The sequence below is a fragment of the Bacteroidia bacterium genome (assembly GCA_039924845.1).
GTDB lineage: Bacteria > Bacteroidota > Bacteroidia > DATLTG01 > DATLTG01 > DATLTG01.
The window spans coordinates 21,441-42,416 of the sequence record JBDTAC010000013.1; the positions used below are offsets into that span (position 1 = coordinate 21,441).

A 20,976-nucleotide genomic window follows, 5' to 3' on the forward strand; every position below is an offset into this window, starting at 1 on the left:
TCGAAAAAATATTTTTTCGAAGGCTTATAAAATCGCTTGTAACCAAGAATCCTTCACTGGAATTTTCCAATTATTTTCCAAGTCAGATTTTGTATTAATCGTATTGTTGAAAATAATTGTGTCTTCGTCTACCTCTTTTGTAGCAAGCATTTGTTCAAATTGAGAAATTTTGAAGGAATTTAATTTTCCGCTTTTTTCATACACAATTGTCGTTCTATCCAGCAAAGAAATTTGAAATTCTTTTTCTAATTGTTGAATAAAATGCACCGAAGTATCAATGGAGCAACCACTCGGAATTGCTTCGTTTTTATCGGCGCACAATACAATAAAACGACGGTGAAAAATTTCGGCTGCCGCCGTTAATTTTTGTCCGTGAGCTGCCCATTCATTGATAAATACAAAAAGTTTTTTTTGAATCTCAGATACTTCACTTTCGCTGAATTCACGGCTATTTTGGTAAATCCAAATTTGCGCATCGGGAGCTATTTCTTTAACTAAATTCATATAGAAAAAATATTTTTTGAAACCAGATTTTCTTCCGAAGGAAGACGGAACAAAAGTATAAAAAATATCAATGTGCTTCGAGCCAGTTAGTGCCGCTGCCCATCCCGACTTCAATAGGCACCAACATTGGAATCGCATTCTTCATGCAATTTTCAATGATTGGTTTTACAATTTCCAATTCTTTTTTCGGAACATCAAATACCAACTCGTCATGCACTTGAAGCAACATTTTTGTTTCTAATTTTTTTTCTTTTAATGTATGTTGAATATTAATCATCGCAATTTTTATCATGTCCGCTGCACTGCCTTGAATGGGCGCATTGATCGCATTTCGTTCCGCAAATCCGCGTACAGTAGCATTGCCCGAGTTGATGTCGCGTAAATATCTTCTGCGTCCCATTACGGTTTCTACATATCCATTTTTTCGAGCAAAATCAATGCTCTCATCCATGTATGCTTTGATACGTGGATACTTTGAAAAATAATTTTCGATGATTTCTTTTGCTTCGCCACGCGAAATGTTTAAGCGTTCAGAAAGTCCGAAAGCCGATATTCCATAGATGATTCCGAAGTTTACCATTTTCGCATTTCGACGCATGTCCGACGTTACATTTTCCAATTCCACGTTGTACACTTTCGCTGCCGTTGCTGCGTGAATGTCTTGCCCAGAATGAAAAGCGGCAATCATTTCTTCATCTTTACTTAATGCCGCAATAATGCGTAATTCAATTTGAGAATAATCGGCGGAAAGCAATACATAATTTTCATCTCTCGGAATAAACGCTTTGCGAATTTCGCGCCCGCGTTCCGTACGAATTGGAATATTTTGCAAATTCGGATTGTCAGAACTCAATCTTCCGGTTGCCACTACCACTTGATTGTACGAAGTATGAATTCTTCCGGTACGCGGATTTATCAGCATTGGCAAGCTATCCACGTAAGTGTTTTTTAATTTTATCAATTCTCGGTAATCCAAAATTTTTCCGACAATAGTATGTTTGGCAGTTAATTTTGCCAACACATCTTCGCCCGTTGCGTATTGTCCAGTTTTTGTTTTTTTCGGCTTTTCGGTGATTCTTAAAATTTCAAATAAAACTTCACCCACTTGTTTTGGTGATGAAACATTGAAGGAGGTGCCCGCCAATTGCTGGATTTCGGTTTCCACCGATAAAATATCCTTTTCTAATTGAGAAGATAATTCGTTCAAGGCTTTTTTATCTAATGCGATGCCTTCCGCTTCCATTGCGGAAAGTACAGGAACTAAAGGCATTTCCATTTCCCAAAAAAGTTTTTTCATTTCCGGATTTTCCATCAACGGTTCCAACTTATTTTTAAGTTGCAAGGTGATGTCGGCATCTTCCGCAGCATATTCTTTTATCACGTCAATTGCCACATTGCGCATACTTTGCTGCCCTTTTCCTTTTTTACCAATCAACGTTTCAATGCTCACAGGCGAATAATTCAAATATGTTTCGGCAAGCACATTCATGTTGTGCCGCATATCTGGTTGAATGAGAAAATGCGCCACCATCGTATCGTACAATTCGCCTTTAATTTCTACATCATACCAGGATAAAACCGACATGTCGTATTTTATATTTTGTCCGATTTTAGCGATGGAAGCGTTTGCAAACAACGGTTTAAATTCGTTCACTATTTTTTGCGCGTTATCTCTTTGTTCAGGAATGGGAATGTAATAGGCTTCGAAAGGCTTGTAAGCAAAGGATATTCCGACTAATTCGGCAGTATGAGCATCAATTCCGGTTGTTTCCGTATCGAAACAAATACTTTTTTGTGCGAGTAAATCTTGAATTAATTTCACGCGTTTCTCTTCTGTATCAATTAAGTGATACGTGTGAGGAATCGTTTGTATCGTTTCGAAAATTTTATTTTCGGGCATGATTTCTTCCGTCGAAAAATTATTTTTTTCAAGCAAAGTTTCTGTGTGTCCGAATAAATCTATTTGTGCAGATGTAGAATGATTCTTTTGAGGAAGCGATTTTTTTTCAATTTCCGGTTTCGAAAAATTATTTTTTTGAAACAAAGATTCGCCCAATACTTGTTCCGCCAATCTGCGAAATTCAAGTTCAGAAAAAAGTTCTTGCAAAGCTTCTTTATTTCGCTCTTTCAAAATTAATTTTTCAGGTTCAAATTTTACAGGGACATCGCAAATAATGGTCGCCAGCCATTTCGACTGAATTGCTTTATCTGAATTTTGTTCAACTTTTTCTTTTAATTTTCCTTTTAACTGTGCGGTATTTTGTAATAAATTTTCAATGCTTCCAAAATCTTTCACAAGCTGAATCGCAGTCTTTTCACCTACTCCGGGTATTCCCGGAATATTATCCACTTTATCTCCCATCAATCCCAAAATATCAATAAGCTGATTGACGTTTTGAATTTCCCATTTTTTACAAACTTCTGCAATACCCATTATTTCTGCGCCATTCCCGAGTCGCGCTGGTTTATAAATAAAAATATTTTCAGAAACCAATTGTCCGTAATCTTTGTCGGGCGTCATCATATAGGTTACAAAGCCTTGCTGTTCGGCCTTTTTAGCGAGCGTCCCGATCACGTCGTCTGCTTCGTAACCTTCCGAAAAAATCACGGGAATGTTGAATCCTTCAATTACTTTGATGATGTACGGAATTGATTTGGAAAGATCTTCTGGCATCGCTTCACGGTTGGCTTTGTATTCCGCAAATTCGATGTGGCGCACGGTAGGTTTCGCGGTATCAAAAACAACGGCAATATATCCGGGATTTTCTTTTTTTAAAACTTCGAGTAAGGTATTTGTAAAACCGAGGATTGCCGAGGTATTCAGCCCTTTTGAATTTACGCGATGATTGTTACTGAACGCAAAATAAGCCCGATAAATCAAGGCAAAAGCATCTAATAAAAAAAGTTTTTTGTTATTTTCCGACATAATTTTCTTCTGATGAGGAAGCTAAATTAATCTTTTCGGAGCAAGATTTGGAGATAAATTTTCGGGTTCGAAAAAATATTTTTTCGAAAGGCTTTTTCTTAATGATTTTGCTGCTTCGCCCACTGATTGTATTGATTAATCACGTCTTGAATATCATCGAAGCTGTATTTTTGTTGATCAATATCTTGTACCAAATCAGTATCGTCTTTTAGCAACTCCGCCATATCTTTTTTAAATTTTCCGGATTTAATGTGAATTAAATTTGCTTTTTCATCGCCATTTTTTTCGACATAAAAATCCGAATCCGTTACGATTTTATTCATTGCTTCTGTTTCGTATTTTGATTCGTATAAATTCAATGCTCCCAAAGCTTCTACGCGCACAAAAACCATTTCACCATCTACTTTTTTTTGGATAAATGTTTGCGTTAAAAAACCATATCCTTGCAATTTTTCTGCGTGATATGTTTTTCCTTCTTCTCTTTCAGAAACACGAAAATAAACCTTCGTAAAATTATCTACATCCTTTTTAGGATTTTGTCTGATTTCACCTTTCATTGTATCGCCTTTCAACGTTACAATGTATCCTTTTACAAAAGTCATTTGACCAAAAGCACTTGTGTTTAAAAGCATTCCAGACAAACACAACATTCCAAGAAATATTTTTTTCATTGATTTTGTTTTTAATTTTAAAAAAATTGAACTCAACAAATAACCTGTTTTTATTTTAGAAAATAAAATTATTAGCTAAAAATTATTTGTCTTGATATATTAATTCAAGTAATAATTGTCCGACTACATTCAATGTTTTTTTATTGATAACGCTCATGTTATCGCTGTGGCAATGGTGGAAATAGGGATAATTTCTGCGAGCGGGATCGTAATGTACAATGTCAATTGTAGGAATTCCAGTAATCGCATTTACGTAATAATGATCGTCCGTTGTTTCACCCGTTTTTGCATCAATAAAATAATTAGAATAACCCAATTTTGCCGCGGTTTCCCAAACTTTTTGTACCACATTTGGCGCAAAACGCATCGAAGTTCCTTCCATCGGAAAAGTGGCGTTTGCCGCGCCCACCATATCTAACAGAATACCATATTTAGCAGAATAATTTGGCGTCGGTAAATTTTTCGACCAATATTGAGAACCCAAACACCAGGTATCTGGCGTTTCTGAATTTTCTTCGCCATAATCTTCAATGTCAAAAAACACAATGTCTACACCAGTTCCAGTCTTTTGTAAATTTAATTGTCGCGCTACTTCCAATAAAACACCTACACCGCTTGCTCCATCATCGGCGCCATCAAAAGGTTTTGTTGGGTTAATACTGTCTAAATCTGCCCAAGGGCGCGTATCCCAGTGCGCCGTTAATAAAATACGATTGTTGGATTCCGGCTTATAAGATGCCGTAATATTTTTCAAAATGAAAGATTTGGAATCGTAAGTTGTTACGGTTGCTTGTTGTACAATAACTTTCAATCCGTATGATTTTAATTTCTCGATTAAAAAATCAGCGCAATTTTCGTGTGCTTTTGTACCTGGGATTCGAGGCCCAAAATCTACTTGTGTTTTTATAAATGTGTAGGCTGAATCCGAATTAAACTGCGGCGCAATCACCTGTGGTGCTTGTGTTACAGCTTTTTCGGTGCTTGTTGTGGAAGTTTGATTTTGCGAATTATTATTACAAGCGATAAACAGGAAAAAAATAATTACTGTTCCGAAAATTATTTTTTTGTTATTCCTGAATTGTCCAGTTTGCGCCATCTTTGGTGTCTTTAATAGTGATATTTAATTGAGAAAGGTCATCTCGTATTTTATCCGAAACAGAAAAATCTTTTTTTGCTTTTGCATCGTTCCGAAATGCTAAAATCATTTTCATAACACCATCCAAAGCTCTATTATTATTCGTTTCTGTTGTTTCGGATTGCAATCCGAAGATGTCAAAAATAAAGTTTTGAAAAAGACTTTTTAAAGTTTGTAAGTCGTCAGCAGTTAAAAATTCTTTCCCATCATTTACCGAATTAATAATACGTACCGCTTCAAATAAATTTGCCAAAACAGTTGGACTGTTGAAATCATCGTTCATGGCATCGTAACATCTTTTTTCAATCGCTTTTATGTCGGAAGTAGATGTGTCGGATATTTTTAAATTTTGTAACGTTTTGTAAGCAGCCATTAATCGCGCAAAGCCTTTTTCAGATGCTTGCAAAGCCTCGTTTGAAAAATCAAGTGTACTGCGGTAATGTGTTTGAAGCATAAAAAAGCGAACCGTCATTGGCGAATATCCTTTTTCTAACAGCGGATGATTGCCTGAAAATAATTCGTGCGGCAGAAAACCATTTCCAGCTGTTTTACTCATTCGCACACCATTTACGGTAAGCATATTGGTGTGAATCCAATATTTAACAGGCTGTTTGTGATAACAAGCTTGCGATTGCGCAATTTCGTTGGTGTGATGCGTAGCTTGTAAATCCATTCCACCTCCGTGGATATCAAAGGTTTCACCCAAATATTTTTCGCTCATTGCGGAACATTCGATGTGCCAACCTGGAAATCCCCAACCCCAAGGCGAATACCATTTCATTAATGTTTCGGGTTTTGCACTGATCCATAAAGCAAAATCGAGGCGACCTTTTTTTTCGTCTTGTCCGCTTAATTCGCGCGTATTGGTCATTAAATCTTCCAACAGACGATTGGTTAATTGTCCGTAGTTATTAGTTTTTGCATATTTTTCTACATCAAAATAAACCGTTCCATCGATTTCGTAAGCATATTCGTTAGAAATAATATGTTTTATCATTTCTATTTGTTCGCTAATATGCCCAGTGGCAGTAGGTTCAATAGAAGGTGGTAAATTATTGAAAGCGCGCATTACATCGTGAAAACGAAGTGTGTATTTCTGCACAATTTCCATGGGCTCCACTTGTTCTATTTTCGCTTTTTTGGCAAATTTATCATCGCCTTCATCGCGATCGCCTTCTAAATGTCCGGCATCGGTTATATTTCGCACATAGCGCACTTTGTATCCTAAATGAAGTAGATAACGATAAATTAAGTCGAATGAAATAAACGTGCGACAATTTCCTAAATGCACATCGCTGTAAACTGTTGGTCCGCAAACGTACAATCCTACAAAAGGAGGCTTTAACGGCTCAAAAATTTCTTTTTTTCGAGAAAGTGTATTGTATAGGAATAAGGGCTCTGACATAAAAGTCAAAGGTAAAAAAGAATTTTTAGAATGAAGAAATGATTTTGCGATGAACGATCTTATTTCGTTTTATCGTCTATTGGGGCATCTCCAATATAAACTCCCGATTTGTAAACTGCGATTCGGCTGAGAATACCGTCATTGGAATAGTAATAGCATTTACCATCCTTCAAAACACCGTGTACAAAATTTCCGTCTTTAGCGATTTGTTTGTTTCTATTGTAGAGTTTAAAATAACCTTCACCAGTAAAAACTTGAGTTGGTAAATTCGGTTTTTCATCCGCTTTTACAACTACTTTAGGTGCACTTGTAGCTGGAGGATTGTCTTTTACAACAGTTATCGGTTTTGTTGGTTGATATTCTTTCGTATTTGCAGCATCTAAGTTTCCGTTTACAAAGGGCTTTTCAGCTTTTATTTGTCCATTATCGTAATATTCTTTTAAAGTACCATTTTCTTTTCCGCCATTCCAGTTTCCATCCATCATTACTTGTCCATTGGGGTAATAATATTTTTGCTCTCCTTCTCTTTTTCCCATCGTGTTAAATTTAAACTCTTGCTCCACTTTTCCATTATTGTAATAGAGTTTATAATCGCCCACCCATCTGTGATTTTGCCAAAGACCTTCTTCTGAAATTTTACCACTATCATTATACATTATAGCATATCCATTTGGCACATTGTCTTTGTAAGTAAGTTTGTTTTTAGTGAAGCCGCTTGGATAATATTGCTCCCAAATTCCCTGTTTTTTGCTGTCTGTAAAATTACCTTCCTCTACTTTTTGATCGTCTGTATATCCAGGTAATTTGGCTGTTTTATTAAGAATAATCCAATGTCCTTGTTTCAAACCATTTGCATCCACATAATTAGGAGCGGAGCCCTGCCCAGTAGCAGATTGAGAATACTGAGAAACAGTAATTCCTGCTAAAATCAACAACGATACGAGTATATTTTTTTTCATCTTTGGTGTAAAAATTAAATCCCAAATATCCACTTACAAAGCTAAATTAGAAACATTTCACTTGTCAAGTTTATCTTTTCGCCTAATCGCTCTTTATTTTCGACTAAGGGGGAGAAACAGATCTCTCTTCCCTTCAAACATAAACTGTGTGGAGTTCTACGCAGGGACAAAATAAAAGGTTACAAAAAAATAATTTTTTAAGAAACTTTTTTTAGATGATCGAGCATATCTTTTGTCATTTTTGACAAATCATACTTCGGAATCCAGCCCCAATCGTTTCTGGCAGGCTTATCGTTGATGCTTCTGGGCCAACTGTCGGCAATAAGCTGACGAGCATCTGGTTCGTAGCTAATTTCAAACTCCGGAATGTGTTTTTTGAGTTCAAAAGCGATTTGCTTCGGCGAAAAACTCATCGCGCCTATATTATAACTCGAACGAATAATTAATTTCTCTGCTGGAGCATCCATAATATTTATAGTTGCATCAATGGCATCGGGCATATACATCATTGGCAAAGTGGTATTTTCCGACAAAAAACATTCGTAACGTTTATTTTTCAAAGCTTCGTGAAAAATATGTACTGCATAATCCGTTGTCCCTCCGCCAGGAGCTGATTTGTAGCCAATTAAGCCTGGATAACGCAAACTCCGAACATCTACACGATATTTATGAAAATAATATTCGCACCAACGTTCACCTGCTAATTTACTGATTCCGTAAACAGTGCTGGGTTCCATAACTCCATATTGAGGCGTATTGTCTTTGGGCGTATTGGGTCCGAAAACAGCGATGGAGCTGGGCCAATATAATTTTTTGATGCGTTCTTCTTTGGCTAAATCCAATAGATTAATCAACCCTTCCATATTGAGTTGCCAGCCAAGTTTCGGGTTTCTTTCGGCTGTAGCCGATAAAAGAGCCGCCAATAAATAGACTTGCGTAATTTTATGTCGAGAAACAACTTCGTCCAGATTTTTGATATTTAAAACATCCAACACTTCAAATATTCCGTCCGAAGAATTTTTTATCGGTTTTACAACATCCGACGCCACCACACCATCATTTCCATAGATAGAACGAAGCCTTTCCACCAATTCAACACCAATTTGTCCGTTGGCACCGATTACTAAAATAGTTTCTTTTTCAGCCATAATATTCTGCAATTTTGTCGGCTAAATTATTGTTTTATCTGCAATACGATGCAATAAATCCGCAATTAATATCTTTGCAAAAAATAATTTTTCGAAGCATGCTTTTATACAATCGGCAAAATAAGAAAGAATTAAAGCAAAAATTGCAGGCAGAAACCATTCGTCGCATCACTGTTTCTTTTTATAAATATGTGATGGTAGATGATCCGCAAGCTTTGCGCGATAGCTTTTATGAAGGCTGGAAAGCTCTGAATATTTTCGGACGAATTTACATTGCGCACGAAGGAATTAATGCGCAAATGTCGGTTCCTGAAAAGAATTGGGATGTTTTTAAACAAAATTTATATCAAGATAATCGTTTTAAAGATGTTCCCTTAAAAATTGCGGTGGAGGACGATGGAAAATCATTTTATAAATTGGCTGTAAAAATACGCACTAAAATTGTTGCCGACGGCTTAAACGACGATGCTTTTGATGTAACCAATGTCGGGAATCATTTAACGGCAAAAGAATTTAACGAAGCGCTCGAAAAGCCCGAAACCATTGTGGTGGATATGCGTAATCATTATGAAAGTGAAATCGGTCATTTTGAAAATGCCATTTGTCCGGACACGGATACTTTTCGAGAAGAATTGCCGCTTGTATTGGATTTATTGAAGGAGAAAAAAGAAAAAAAAGTTTTGCTGTATTGCACCGGCGGAATTCGTTGCGAAAAGGCGAGCGCCTATTTAAAACATCACGGATTTAAAGATGTGAACCAATTGCACGGCGGAATTATCGATTACGTGCGACAATTAAAAGCAGAAAATTTGCCTTCTAAATTTATCGGAAAAAATTTTGTTTTTGACGAACGAGTGGGAGAGCGCATTACCGAAGATGTGATTTCGGAATGTCATCAATGCGGAAAAACCTGTGATACACACGTAAATTGTGCGAATGAAGATTGCCATTTACTTTTTATTCAGTGCGATGAATGTGCGGAGAAAATGAAAGGTTGTTGCACGCCAAAATGTATGGAAATTGCGGCTTTGCCGATAGAAGAACAACGAAAAATCCGAAAAGGACGAAAAAAAGAAGATTCACTTTCCGTTTATAAAAGTCGTTTGCGACCGAATTTAAAAGATATCTTGAAAAATAAAGAGTGATTTTTTTGTCCTCCGAAAAATTATTTTTTCGAAGTACGAAAAAAGATCGTTGAAAAATTATTTTTTTGGAATCGTTTTCTAACACTTGAAAAAAGAATTGTTATTTCACGTTTGGATATTTATTTGAGTAGTATGAATGGGAAAGAAAAGTGGATACGCAATATTTAGCTTAATCCTGCGTTGAAGTGTTTTAATTAGAGCACAAATGAAAAAAATATTTTGGGGAGTTTCCCTTTTGTTCGTTTCGTTAATTGCGTGCAAACACGAACCCGTTGTTCCAAATAGTCCCATTATTAGTTTCAGCAACGATGTACAACCTATTATTATCGGCAATTGTACACAATCGAGTTGCCACGGAAATGGTAGTGGAAGAGATTCTGATCGCGCCTTACTCACGTATAATGAAGTTATCAATTATGGGCAAATTACTCCGGGCAATGCACAAAACAGTCAGCTTTATACCGATATTGCACCGAAAGGAACTCAACAACAAATGCCACCAACACCAACGCCCGAATTAAGCAATCAACAAATTCTTACTATTTATCTTTGGATTTTACAGGGCGCAAAAAATAATTAATTTCATCATGAAAAAACTTCTTTTATTTTTAATTTTTGTTTTTATACTAGGATTGGGTTCTTGTTATTACGATAATTTCGAAGAAATAAATCCTTCGGCAGATTTAAATACAGCATGCGATACCACATCTACGCCAAGTTATTCGACAAAAGTACAACCTGTTTTATCTAACTACTGTTATTCTTGCCACAACAGCAGTACGGCAGGCGGAGGAATTGTTTTAGATACTTATGCAGGTGTTCAATCTGCTGCTCATTCGGGACAATTAGTAGGCGCTACTGCACCATTGCGCGGCTATATTCCAATGCCCCCAAGCTCAAAAATTAATTCATGCAGTATTCGGCAAATTGAACTTTGGGTAAATCAAGGTGCTTTAAATAATTAAAATGGTATGAAACTAAAAATATTCCTCCTCCTGATTTTTTTAAGTTCTTTTATCAGATCGTTTGCACAACAAACAACTACGGACGATTTGACCTCTTTAATGGACAGTTTAAGTAATAAACCTAAAAAGAAAGAACTGGTTACAAATACGTTTAACAACAGTCATTTGATTAATCAACAAACAACAGAAGTAGTTGGAAAAAATTCGTTGGATTTCCGAATTGAACATCGTTTTGCCAATCTAAATTCAGGCGCATACAATGCTTGGGGATTTGATGGTCCAGCGAACATTCGATTGGGTTTGGATTACAGTTATGACGGGCGATTGATGGTTGGTATTGGTAGAAGTTCCTTAAATAAAATGGTAGATTCCTATCTTAAATATCAAATTTTAAGACAAAAAACTTTTTCAATGCCTATCAGTTTGGTCTTGGTTTCTTCCTTTTTTTATACCAACGAACACATTCCGGATGACAATGGATTTGCTGTGTATCCAACCCTTTACGACCGATTTTCGTATTGCCACGAATTAATTATTGGACGCAAATTTTCAGACAAATTTTCACTTCAAATCGCTCCGCTTTATTTGCATTATAATATTGTTCCAACCATTACCGACCGAAACGATGTATGGGCAATTACTGCCGCGGCACGTTATAAGCTTGGGAAACACTTTGCTTTAGATGCCGAAACCGCATATACTGTTCTTCATTATTCAAATACTGTTTATTATAACGAATCTGGACTCGGAATTGAAATTGAAACAGGAGGACATGTTTTTCAAGTATTTTTTACGAATTCCGATGGCATGGACGAAAATCAGTTTATTGCGCGTACCACTTCCACTTGGACAAATTGGGGTTTTAAACTCGGATTCAATATCTCGAGAATATTTGTTTTGTAACAACATTATTCATATTGTGATTTTTATCCTCCAAAAAATTATTTTTTGGAAGCACGAAAAATGGACTTTGAAAAATTAATTTTTTGAAGCCCTTTTTTTCTGAAAAAAATCTCTGAGCAATTGTGCGCATTTAGGCTCTAAGATACCTGATTTAACAATAGTTTTCGGATGAAAAATATTTTTTTTGATCGTAGAAAATCCTCTTTTTTCATCCGATGCGCCGTAGACAACGCCTTTTAGTTGTGTCCAAAATGCGCCACCAGCACACATTACACAAGGTTCTAAGGTTACGTACAAAACACATTCTGTTAAATATTTTCCGCCTAAAAACGCAGTAGCACTTGTAAATGCTTGCATTTCGGCATGCGCCGTTACATCGTTTAAACGCTCTGTATAATTGTGCGCGCGCGCAATAATTTTATTTTCGCAAACAATTACGGCACCAACCGGAACTTCGTCCGCTGTAAAAGCCTTGTGCGCTTCTTTCAGCGCTTCACGCATAAAATAATCATCGGTAAAATCCATCGTAAAAATAAATTTTCGTTAAGAAGATACGAATTACGCGAAGTATTTGAGTTTTTCTGCTTTTCGTGATGCTCGAAAAATTATTTTTTCGAAGTATCAAAAAACGGAAATTATTTTCCGTCAAATTTTTTGAAATCTTTCGGAACTTCAAACAACGATGCATCCAATGTTTTTTGGGTTATTTCCGTAACATCCATGCGATTTACTTGTTTGTTATCGGTTATAGTTGTTTCTACGGATGAAAAAGGAAATTCACCTTTTAAGCCAACAATCTGTTGGATATACACCGAAGATTTATCTTTTCGATTCAATAATTTTAATAATCGGTGAAAGAAATTAAATTTACTTTCCGCAATCCAATACGATATTTGTGTGTTATCGGTCGTGTTTTTTACCACGTATTCGCGACAATTATAACCCATAATTGCTTTCACGTTTTTGGTTTTTGTAACCACGCAATTTGCATTTACAGAAGCTGATGCTCCCGCTTTTTTATCCATATACAATTTGCGATCGTAGTTTAACGAAAGCATTGTATTTGCTTTTAAATCCACCAAAAAACTACCGTCCGTTTTGCCATTTTTATCCAATTCATCAATGCGAACTTTATCTCCTTTTACATAATAAACATAATTTGTATTTGCTAAATCAGTTTGTTTTTGAAATTTGATAATACCTTCAAACGATTGCGCAGAAGCGGTAGAACCAACAAGGATAAACACGAATACAAATAGTTTCAAAAATTTATTTTTCATGATAGTTTTTTTTGTTGAGCGATAAAAATAACATTTTTTTATGAGATGCAAATTTTAAGCATTGATTTGCGTTGTATCAAAAAAATAATTTTATGGCAGCGCACAATATAACCGGAAAACAAGGCGAACAATTAGCGAGTAGTTTTCTGGAAGCAAAAGAATACGAAATCTTAGAAAAAAATTGGCATTTTAAAAATGCGGAAATAGATATTATTGCGCGTTCTAAAAATGTATTGATAATTGCGGAAGTAAAAACGCGCAGCAGCAATTATTTCGGCGAGCCAGAAACGTGGGTAACGCGCGAAAAACAACGCTTATTAATAAAAGCTGCCGCGGCTTATATCGAAAAAAATAATTTAGATATAGAAGTTCGTTTTGATATTATTTCCGTGTTGATGAACGGAGAACAAGCAAAAATAAATCACATCGAATCGGCGTTTTATGCCTTGAGATAAAAGAAAATTCGTCAAAATCCCTCTAAAATCCTTACTTTCGCGTAAATTTTAGTAAATACCATGATAAGACGTCCGAATAAAAAAGGAAAACCCGCTGAGAAAAGAGATTTTTCGCCGCGCGAAGGAGATTCAGAAAAAAGAAGTTTCGGTGGAGACGATCGCAAAAGTTTTGGCGAGAAAAAAAGTTTCACCCCACGTGAACGTGATGGAGAAAAAAGAAGTTTTGGCAGCGATGATCGTAAAAAGTTTGGCGAGAAAAAAAGTTTCACCCCACGTGAACGTGATGGAGAAAAAAGAAGTTTCGGTGGAGATGATCGTAAAAGCTTTGGCGAGAAAAAAAGGTTCACGCCACGCGAGCGTGACGGAGAAAAAAGAAGTTTTGGTGGAGATGATCGTAAAAAGTTTGGCGAGAAAAAAAGTTTCACGCCACGTGAACGTGATGGAGAAAAAAGAAGTTTTGGTGGAGATGATCGTAAAAAGTTTGGTGAGAAAAAAGGTTTTACGCCACGCGAACGTGATGGAGAAAAAAGAAGTTTCGGTGGCGATGATCGTAAAAAGTTTGGTGAGAAAAAAAGTTTTACGCCACGCGAAGTCGACGATGATAACGAGCGCAGCGAAAACACCGGAGAAAAAAAATATTTTGCGACGCACGGAAAAAGAAATAACGACAAATACGATTTAGAAGACAATCACCGCAAAACATACGAGGAAAAAACACGCATTGCTTCGGATGGAAAACCTTTGCGTGAGGAATTAAAAAAATCCGTGAAAACAAAAAAAGCGGTAGAAAAAGATTTCGCTGAAGTGAACAAAGAACTCGGGTTGATTCGTTTGAATAAATACATTGCGAATGCAGGCGTTTGCTCACGCAGAGAAGCGGATCAAATGATTGCGACAGGCGTGGTTTCGGTAAACGGAAAAATAATTACCGAAATGGGATTTCGTGTAAAGGCTACAGATATTGTAAATTACGGCGGACAAACACTTCGACACGAAAAAAATGTGTATCTTTTGTTGAACAAACCGAAAGATTTTATCACGACCGTGGAAGATGCAAGAGGTCGTAGAACAGTAATGGAATTGGTACAAGGAGCTTGTAACGAACGTATTTATCCAGTTGGAAGATTGGATAGAAATACGACAGGATTGTTGATGTTTACCAACGATGGTGAAATGACGGATCGCTTGACACATCCGCGTTACGGCATCAAAAAAATATATCACGTTACCTTGGATCAAAATGTAGCGCGCGAAGACATCGATAAAATTTCGGAAGGAATAGAGCTGGAAGATGGATTTATCAAGGCAGATGAGATTAGTTACGTAGATGGCGCGAAAGACGAAATTGGAATTGAAATACATTCTGGAAGAAACCGAATTATCAGAAGGATTTTTGAAACACTTGGCTACAAAGTTTTGAGATTGGATCGTGTTTATTTTGGTGGACTCACAAAAAAAAATCTTCCGAAAGGCAGATGGCGATTGCTTACCGAGCAAGAAATTATTATGCTAAAAATGGTCCCTAAATAAAAAATCTTCGATGCGATTTTTAAAAATCACAGGAATTATTTTTTTAAGCATTTTCCTTTTAGGTGTGATTGGTGGTTTTGTCATCGTTCATTTTTATCAGAACGAAGTAAAAACACTGGTCGTTGCGCAAGTCAATAAAAATTTAAACACGCAAGTAATTGTGGATGCGAAAGACATTCACTTTTCTGTTTTCAGTAGCTTTCCCTATGCATCCGTGGAGTTTAATAATGTGAAAGCATTGGATGCTTGGGACGAACCCATAAAAGACACGCTTTTTAAAGCCAAAACTATTTCTTTAGAATTTAATTTGATGGATGTTTTTCATAAAAAATATGCTGTCGAAAAACTGAACATTAACGGTATTCAACTCAATATTCGCATCAACGAAAAAGGAGAAAACAATTATCATTTTTGGAAAACAGCTTCTGATTCAACTGCGATAAAAGACACTACAAAAAATAATTTTTCATTTGCCTTAAATAAAATAAGCATTAAAAATGCGGAGGTAAAATATCTCAATAAATTCAATCAATCGGATTGTGAATTTTTATTGAAAAATTTTACGTTAAGTGGTAAATTTAGCACAGATAAGTATGACTTGGAAACCGGCATTTCTGGACTTGTTCACAAAATGACTTTCGATAATAAAAATTATTTAAAAGAAGAGCCTGTTAATGTAAAACTTTCCTTGTTTGTAGATAATAAAACGCAAACGTACAATATAAAAGCCGGTGAAATTTCTTTGTCGAAATTGACGATGGATGTATTCGGATCGCTCGTAAATACACCGACAGAAGGCATCGCTGATTTTTTAATACAAGGTAAAAATATGGACATTCAATCGGCTTTGTCCTTAATGCCTACGCAGGTAAAAAAATACATGAATCGTTACAAAAGCAACGGCGATTTTTATTTCAAATTACAAGTAAAAGGTCCGATTGGACACGCTGTTTGGCCTGATATGAGTGCAACTTTCGGAATTAATGAAGGAAAAATTTCCGTAGAAAAATCTTCCTTGGCTTTGAAGAATGTGAATTTGCAGGGAGCGTTTTCATCTCAACAAGGAAAAACGCCGCAAAAAACGGTTCTTTCGATTAATCAATTTTCTGCCGAATTAAATGGCGGAAATATCAATGGCTCTTTTCACATTCATAATTTTAATGATCCCGTTTATAACGTGAATGCAAATGCGAACATTAGTTTGGATGCGCTGCATCAATTTATTCCGATGGATACGGTGGAAAGCATGAGCGGAAATTTAAAAGTTTCGATTATTTACAACGGAAAATTAAAGAGTTCGGAAAATTATTATTCTGATGTTTCTTCGGCTACGACTGCTTCTGGGACAGTTATGCTGAGCAATGCTTCTGTGCGCCTCAAAAATAATACTTTGCATTTTGATAATATCAACGGTAATTTTTCTGTCAATAATAATGATTTACTTATCAATGATTTTTCTGGAATTATTTCGGGAAGTGATTTTGATTTAAAAGGTACTTTGAAAAATATTTTTCCATACTTGTTTGTGAAAAATCAAACCGTAACGGCTGATGCCACGCTCCATTCAAACAAATTAGATTTGAACGAATTTCTTGAAAATAAAAATGAAGAAAGCAAAAAAGATACGCCCAAATACAATTTGCATTTCAGTAAAAACATAGCGTTTACGCTGAACACAAGCATTCAACATTTTGTTTTTAGGAAAGTGGACGCCACCAATGTACGTGGTGTTTTTCGTTTGCAAAACCAACAACTTACGGTGGATAGCGTTTCGTTAAATACGATGGATGGCTCGGTAACATTGTCGAACGGAATTATTGATGCTTCGCAAAAAGGTAAAATCATAACAAGTTGCAACGCTCAATTGACGAATTTAAACATCACAAAAATGTTTTCTGAGATGGGAAATTTCGGACAAGAAATTATTAAAGACGACAACCTAAAAGGTACAGCCAATGCGGATATTCAGTTTGTTGCGGAATGGACGCCTGCTTTAGTTATTTTGGAAAATACAATTTATCTCCACAGTAATTTTACCATTCAAGATGGAGAATTAATCCATTTTAAACCGATGCAATCCATGTCGAAATTTATTCGTTTATCCGAATTGGAAGACATTAAATTTTCCACTTTACAAAATCAAATTGTGATAAAAGATCGCAAAATTAGTATTCCGCAAATGGATATTAATTCCAGCGTCCTCAATGTGAGTGGCTCTGGTACGCACACATTTGACAATGCCATTGATTACAAAGCAAAATTTTTATTGAGTGATTTGCTTGCCGCGAAATTTAAACGGAATAAAAAGCCTACGGATAATTTTGGGGAAGAAGAAAACGACGAAAGTGGAAAAACAGCTTTGTTTATTTCCATGACGGGGACGGTAAATAATCCGATTATTAAATACGATACGAAAGGTGCTTTGCAAAAAATAAAACAAGATTTGAAAGTCGAAAAAACAGATCTAAAATCCATTTTGAAAAAAGAATTTGGCTTGTTTAAAAAAGATACGACGCTAAACAATTCCGACAAAACACCTAAAAAAACAACCTTCAAAGTAATTTGGGATGGAAATAAAAAAGCAGCTATTCCAGCAGATACCGCTGTTGCCAAAGACGATGATTATTAAAGCCTTTTTTACGTTTGAAAAAATAATTTTTCGAGACTCATTTTTTTTTATTTTAAAATACCTTCATGAAAAAAATAATTTTTCTGCCCTTATTTTTCGCTTTATTTTCGTTGAGTTCTTGCATGTGGATGATTCGTCCGTCAAAAAGTTTTGATGCGTACAAACATCCGGTAGCGCCCGATTACAGCAATCCGAATTGTTGGGCGGCGCTTCCAACTATAAAAAATGCGTCCGATTCAATTCCGAAAAATAGTGATTTAAAAGACGATCAAAAAAATGCAAAAGCGGATGTGTTTTTTATTTATCCAACGTCTTATTTTCGTCGTAAAAATTGGAACGGCGATGTGTATGACAAACACTTAAACAAGCGTACCGACAAGGAATCCATCTATCATCAAGCTTCTGTTTTTAATGGTAGTTGTCGTATTTATGCGCCGCGTTATCGTCAAGCCACTTTGTATTCTTTTGTAGATACAACAAAAGGAAAACAGCCGCTTGATTTTGCTTACGAAGATGTGAAAAAAGCATTTCAATATTATTTGGATCATTACAATAATGGCCGACCGATTATCATTGCATCGCACAGCCAAGGCTCATTTCATGCGCGACGATTGTTGCACGATTTTTTTGAGAATAATCCGAATCTAAGAAAACGTTTGGTTGCCGCATATCTCATTGGCGGAGAAGTCAGAACAGATGATTATGCAAACATTCCGCCTTGCGATTCGGCTAATCAAATTGGGTGTACCATTGGCTGGAATACCTTAAAATGGGGCATTTCGGGAACTAAACGCGTAAAATATTCTGGGTTACTTTGTGTGAATCCCTTGACGTGGAAGCGTGACACGGCTTATGCCGGAAGAGAAAAAAATATAGGCGGTGTTCCGATTTCTTTCAAGCGAATTGATAAAAATGTGTGCGATGCGGAATGTTCTAACGGAAAATTATGGATTCACAACCCACGCAAAGCAGGATATCCAAGCCTTTTCGGATATTATCACATTGTGGATTACGGACTTTTTTACATAAACATTCGTGAAAACGTACAAGCGCGAATCAAAAATTATTTTTTGGAGACAGGAAAATAAGTCGTTTGAAAAATTATTTTTTCAAATATTCAATTTTCTAACTTTTAAACTTGGAACTTAAAAACTTTCGAACTTAGAGCCCAGTTTAATTATTGTTCAGCACTTTAAACAATTCGTCCAATTTCGGAGTAAGAATAATATCCGTTCTTCTGTTTTTCGCTCTGCCCTCAGAAGTATTGGTACTATCCACCGGGTTGTATTCGCCACAACCAGCTGCAGTAAGATGGGCTGGATCAACACCTGAATTTTTCAATAAAATTTTCACAACAGAAGTAGCACGCATCACGCTCAAATCCCAATTGTCTTTGATATCGCCTCTGCCTTTCATCGGCACGTTGTCGGTATTTCCTTCCACCATTATGTTGATGTCTTGATTTTGTGCCAACACTTTTGCCAATGTTTGCAAAGCATCTATGCCTTTTGATTCCACTTGCGTGCTGCCCGAAGCGAACAATAAACTTTCGTCCAAGGAAACATAAATTTTCCCATTTTTCTCGGTTACGGTCAATCCTTTATTTTCAAATCCGAGCAAGGCGTCCGACACTTTTTTCTTCAAATCTTGCACCGCTTGATCTTTTTGTTTCAACACTAATTCCAATTCGTTTACGCGTGCTTCACGTTTTTGAAGTTCGATGGTTAATGAATCCAAATTGTGTTTTTCGGCATTTAATTGATCTTGTTTTTTCAATAATTCTTCTTGCGTGCTTTGCAATTGTCCGGAAAGTTGTTTGGTATCGGATAAATTTCCAGCAAGTAATTGATTGTATTTGGATAATAATTCTTCGTTGATCTCATTTAATTTATCGTATTTCTGAGTGGTTTCGCGATAACTATTTCCCATGATGGAAGTGTCATTCTGCAAGCCTTTGATATCGGTTGTGTTATGCGCAATTTGATCTTTCATGTCTGCATTTTTCGATTGACAATCTTGATCCGTTGCTTTTAACGCAGCCAATTCACTTTCACAACTTTGGCGTTTCGCTTGTTCTTCCTGCAATTTTTTTTGCGGAACGCAAGAAAAAATAGTAGCCGTTAGTATGAATAGAAGGCAAATTTTATAGGCAATGCGCATGGCTTTTATTTTTAGAATGAATTTGGTAAACGGAAAATATATGCAAAGAAACGCTTTCTGCATCAGTAAAGCGCAAGAAAAACAATATTGTATCAACAGTTAAAAGTTAATAAACTACATTCCGAAAAATTATTTTTTCAAAGCCTCCTTTTTCCATTTGTATATCTTTGTGTTTGTAGCGCAAGGATTTTTACAAAAAAATAATTTTTGCAGAAATTTTATTGCCGTTTTATCCATGTCTCTAAAAAAAAGTCATTCGAAAAATAATTCTGGAACGGCAGGCTTTACTAACCTTACGCGTGAAACTATTCATGCAAATAATAAAAATAATAACGCAGGTTTAACCGCGGCTCCTAATACGGAACCAATTTGGATGGGCGCTGGAAATGCGCCAATTACGCAGTTTCAAGGTCGTCCCGAAAAATCTTTGTTTACCGGACATGAACTGCAAACGAAGCAATTGCAACCGCTTTACGAGCCCATTTTTGAAGCGTATTGGGTAAGTGGAATTATTTTGTTGATTGTGATTCTTTTTGCTTGGTTAAATACGGGTTATCGCAAACGTGTGCGGCAAATTTTTAATGCGACCTTGAGTGTTCGTTATCTCAATCAATTTTTGCGTGAAGAATATACCTTGGCGGGCATTGCATCCATTTTATTATCACTTGTTTTTGTGTTGGTAAGTGCGCTTTTTATTTTTCAGGCAAATGCCGAATATCATTTTTTATTTTTGAAAGAAAAAGGAATCGTATTGTATTTTATGCTTTGTCTTTGCGTGATTATCGTGTATTCAATCAAATTAATTTCCACCTCATTTATCGGTTTTGTATTAAATAAAAAAAATGAATTCTCGGAATATATTTTAACCATTTTTATGTTTAATGAAACACTCGGATTGCTTCTGATACCAGTCGTTATCAGCATTGCGTACGTAAAAATGATTCCGCTTTCGTTTTTTTATATTTTAGGAGGCGGAATTATCGCTGTAACCTTAGTGTACAGAGTGCTTCGAGGAATATTTTTCGGAATCAATAGCCCAAATATTTCGAAATCTTACTTATTTCTCTATCTTTGCGCCCTTGAAATTTTACCATTGGTCGTTTTTATTAAATTGCTCATCAGGTAATTAGAGTTATCAGGAAAAAAAAGTTCGTTTGTTTT

Annotated in this window: 19 protein-coding genes; 9 read left to right on the top strand and 10 right to left on the bottom strand. The window is 36.0% G+C overall.

What is annotated here, in order from left to right; all coding sequences use genetic code 11:
- Positions 1-24: 24 nt before the first annotated feature.
- The 7 genes from ABIZ51_01710 to ABIZ51_01740 form a co-directional block, all read right to left on the bottom strand.
- Positions 25-504 carry an ABC transporter ATPase gene (locus ABIZ51_01710; protein ID MEO7087490.1) on the bottom strand — a complete coding sequence of 160 codons (480 nt, stop codon included), beginning with the start codon at positions 502-504 and terminating at the stop codon, positions 25-27.
- A 67-nt stretch (positions 505-571) separates the two neighbouring features.
- Positions 572-3,430: a DNA polymerase I gene (gene polA, locus ABIZ51_01715; protein ID MEO7087491.1), complete on the bottom strand. Its 2,859-nt coding sequence runs from the start codon at positions 3,428-3,430 to the stop codon at positions 572-574.
- Between the two features lie 98 nt (positions 3,431-3,528).
- Positions 3,529-4,101 (bottom strand): hypothetical protein, encoded by a 573-nt coding sequence (locus ABIZ51_01720; GenBank protein ID MEO7087492.1) that lies wholly within the window; start codon positions 4,099-4,101, stop codon positions 3,529-3,531.
- 82 nt (positions 4,102-4,183) lie between these two features.
- Complete coding sequence (locus ABIZ51_01725) at positions 4,184-5,197, bottom strand: M28 family peptidase (GenBank protein MEO7087493.1); 1,014 nt, start codon at positions 5,195-5,197, stop codon at positions 4,184-4,186.
- Entirely contained in the window at positions 5,169-6,641 is a 1,473-nt protein-coding gene (gene cysS, locus ABIZ51_01730) for a cysteine--tRNA ligase (GenBank protein ID MEO7087494.1), read from the bottom strand. Before cysS ends, ABIZ51_01725 begins: the two co-directional genes overlap by 29 nt.
- Positions 6,642-6,700: 59 nt before the next feature.
- Positions 6,701-7,600, bottom strand: a complete 900-nt coding sequence (locus ABIZ51_01735) for a toxin-antitoxin system YwqK family antitoxin (protein ID MEO7087495.1) — start codon at positions 7,598-7,600, stop codon at positions 6,701-6,703.
- Between the two features lie 197 nt (positions 7,601-7,797).
- Positions 7,798-8,748 carry an NAD-dependent epimerase/dehydratase family protein gene (locus ABIZ51_01740; protein MEO7087496.1) on the bottom strand — a complete coding sequence of 317 codons (951 nt, stop codon included), beginning with the start codon at positions 8,746-8,748 and terminating at the stop codon, positions 7,798-7,800.
- A gap of 98 nt (positions 8,749-8,846) precedes the next feature.
- Here ABIZ51_01740 and ABIZ51_01745 point away from each other — a divergent pair, with 98 nt between their 5' ends.
- The 4 genes from ABIZ51_01745 (at position 8,847) to ABIZ51_01760 (ending at position 11,761) form a co-directional block, all read left to right on the top strand.
- Positions 8,847-9,893: a rhodanese-related sulfurtransferase gene (locus ABIZ51_01745; GenBank protein MEO7087497.1), complete on the top strand. Its 1,047-nt coding sequence runs from the start codon at positions 8,847-8,849 to the stop codon at positions 9,891-9,893.
- Between the two features lie 205 nt (positions 9,894-10,098).
- Positions 10,099-10,473 carry a c-type cytochrome domain-containing protein gene (locus ABIZ51_01750; GenBank protein MEO7087498.1) on the top strand — a complete coding sequence of 125 codons (375 nt, stop codon included), beginning with the start codon at positions 10,099-10,101 and terminating at the stop codon, positions 10,471-10,473.
- Positions 10,474-10,480: 7 nt separating this feature from the next.
- Positions 10,481-10,858, top strand: a complete 378-nt coding sequence (locus tag ABIZ51_01755; GenBank protein ID MEO7087499.1) for a hypothetical protein — start codon at positions 10,481-10,483, stop codon at positions 10,856-10,858.
- A gap of 6 nt (positions 10,859-10,864) precedes the next feature.
- The gene (locus ABIZ51_01760; GenBank protein ID MEO7087500.1) at positions 10,865-11,761 is read left to right on the top strand and encodes a DUF5777 family beta-barrel protein; all 897 of its coding nucleotides are present in this window, start codon (positions 10,865-10,867) and stop codon (positions 11,759-11,761) included.
- 75 nt (positions 11,762-11,836) lie between these two features.
- On the opposite strand, the gene ABIZ51_01765 is transcribed toward ABIZ51_01760, so the two are convergent.
- Both ABIZ51_01765 and ABIZ51_01770 read right to left on the bottom strand, forming a co-directional pair.
- Entirely contained in the window at positions 11,837-12,286 is a 450-nt protein-coding gene (locus tag ABIZ51_01765) for a nucleoside deaminase (protein ID MEO7087501.1), read from the bottom strand.
- A gap of 110 nt (positions 12,287-12,396) precedes the next feature.
- On the bottom strand, positions 12,397-13,041 hold the full coding sequence (locus ABIZ51_01770) for a DUF4412 domain-containing protein (GenBank protein ID MEO7087502.1): 645 nt from the start codon (positions 13,039-13,041) through the stop codon (positions 12,397-12,399).
- Positions 13,042-13,133: 92 nt separating this feature from the next.
- Between ABIZ51_01770 and ABIZ51_01775 the strand changes: the two genes are divergently transcribed.
- The 4 genes from ABIZ51_01775 to ABIZ51_01790 all read left to right on the top strand — a co-directional run bounded on the left by ABIZ51_01775 (position 13,134) and on the right by ABIZ51_01790 (position 18,743).
- Positions 13,134-13,496, top strand: coding sequence for a YraN family protein (locus tag ABIZ51_01775; GenBank protein MEO7087503.1), 363 nt, complete (start codon positions 13,134-13,136; stop codon positions 13,494-13,496).
- 60 nt (positions 13,497-13,556) lie between these two features.
- Entirely contained in the window at positions 13,557-15,026 is a 1,470-nt protein-coding gene (locus tag ABIZ51_01780; GenBank protein ID MEO7087504.1) for a pseudouridine synthase, read from the top strand.
- A gap of 10 nt (positions 15,027-15,036) precedes the next feature.
- Positions 15,037-17,655 carry an AsmA-like C-terminal region-containing protein gene (locus tag ABIZ51_01785; GenBank protein ID MEO7087505.1) on the top strand — a complete coding sequence of 873 codons (2,619 nt, stop codon included), beginning with the start codon at positions 15,037-15,039 and terminating at the stop codon, positions 17,653-17,655.
- A 65-nt stretch (positions 17,656-17,720) separates the two neighbouring features.
- Positions 17,721-18,743 carry a DUF3089 domain-containing protein gene (locus ABIZ51_01790; GenBank protein MEO7087506.1) on the top strand — a complete coding sequence of 341 codons (1,023 nt, stop codon included), beginning with the start codon at positions 17,721-17,723 and terminating at the stop codon, positions 18,741-18,743.
- An 85-nt stretch (positions 18,744-18,828) separates the two neighbouring features.
- Here ABIZ51_01790 and ABIZ51_01795 read toward each other — a convergent pair whose 3' ends face one another.
- Positions 18,829-19,815, bottom strand: coding sequence for an OmpA family protein (locus ABIZ51_01795; GenBank protein ID MEO7087507.1), 987 nt, complete (start codon positions 19,813-19,815; stop codon positions 18,829-18,831).
- Positions 19,816-20,050: 235 nt separating this feature from the next.
- On the opposite strand from ABIZ51_01795, the gene ABIZ51_01800 reads away from it, so the two are divergent.
- Positions 20,051-20,941: a DUF4271 domain-containing protein gene (locus tag ABIZ51_01800; protein MEO7087508.1), complete on the top strand. Its 891-nt coding sequence runs from the start codon at positions 20,051-20,053 to the stop codon at positions 20,939-20,941.
- The last annotated feature ends 35 nt before the right edge of the window (positions 20,942-20,976 follow it).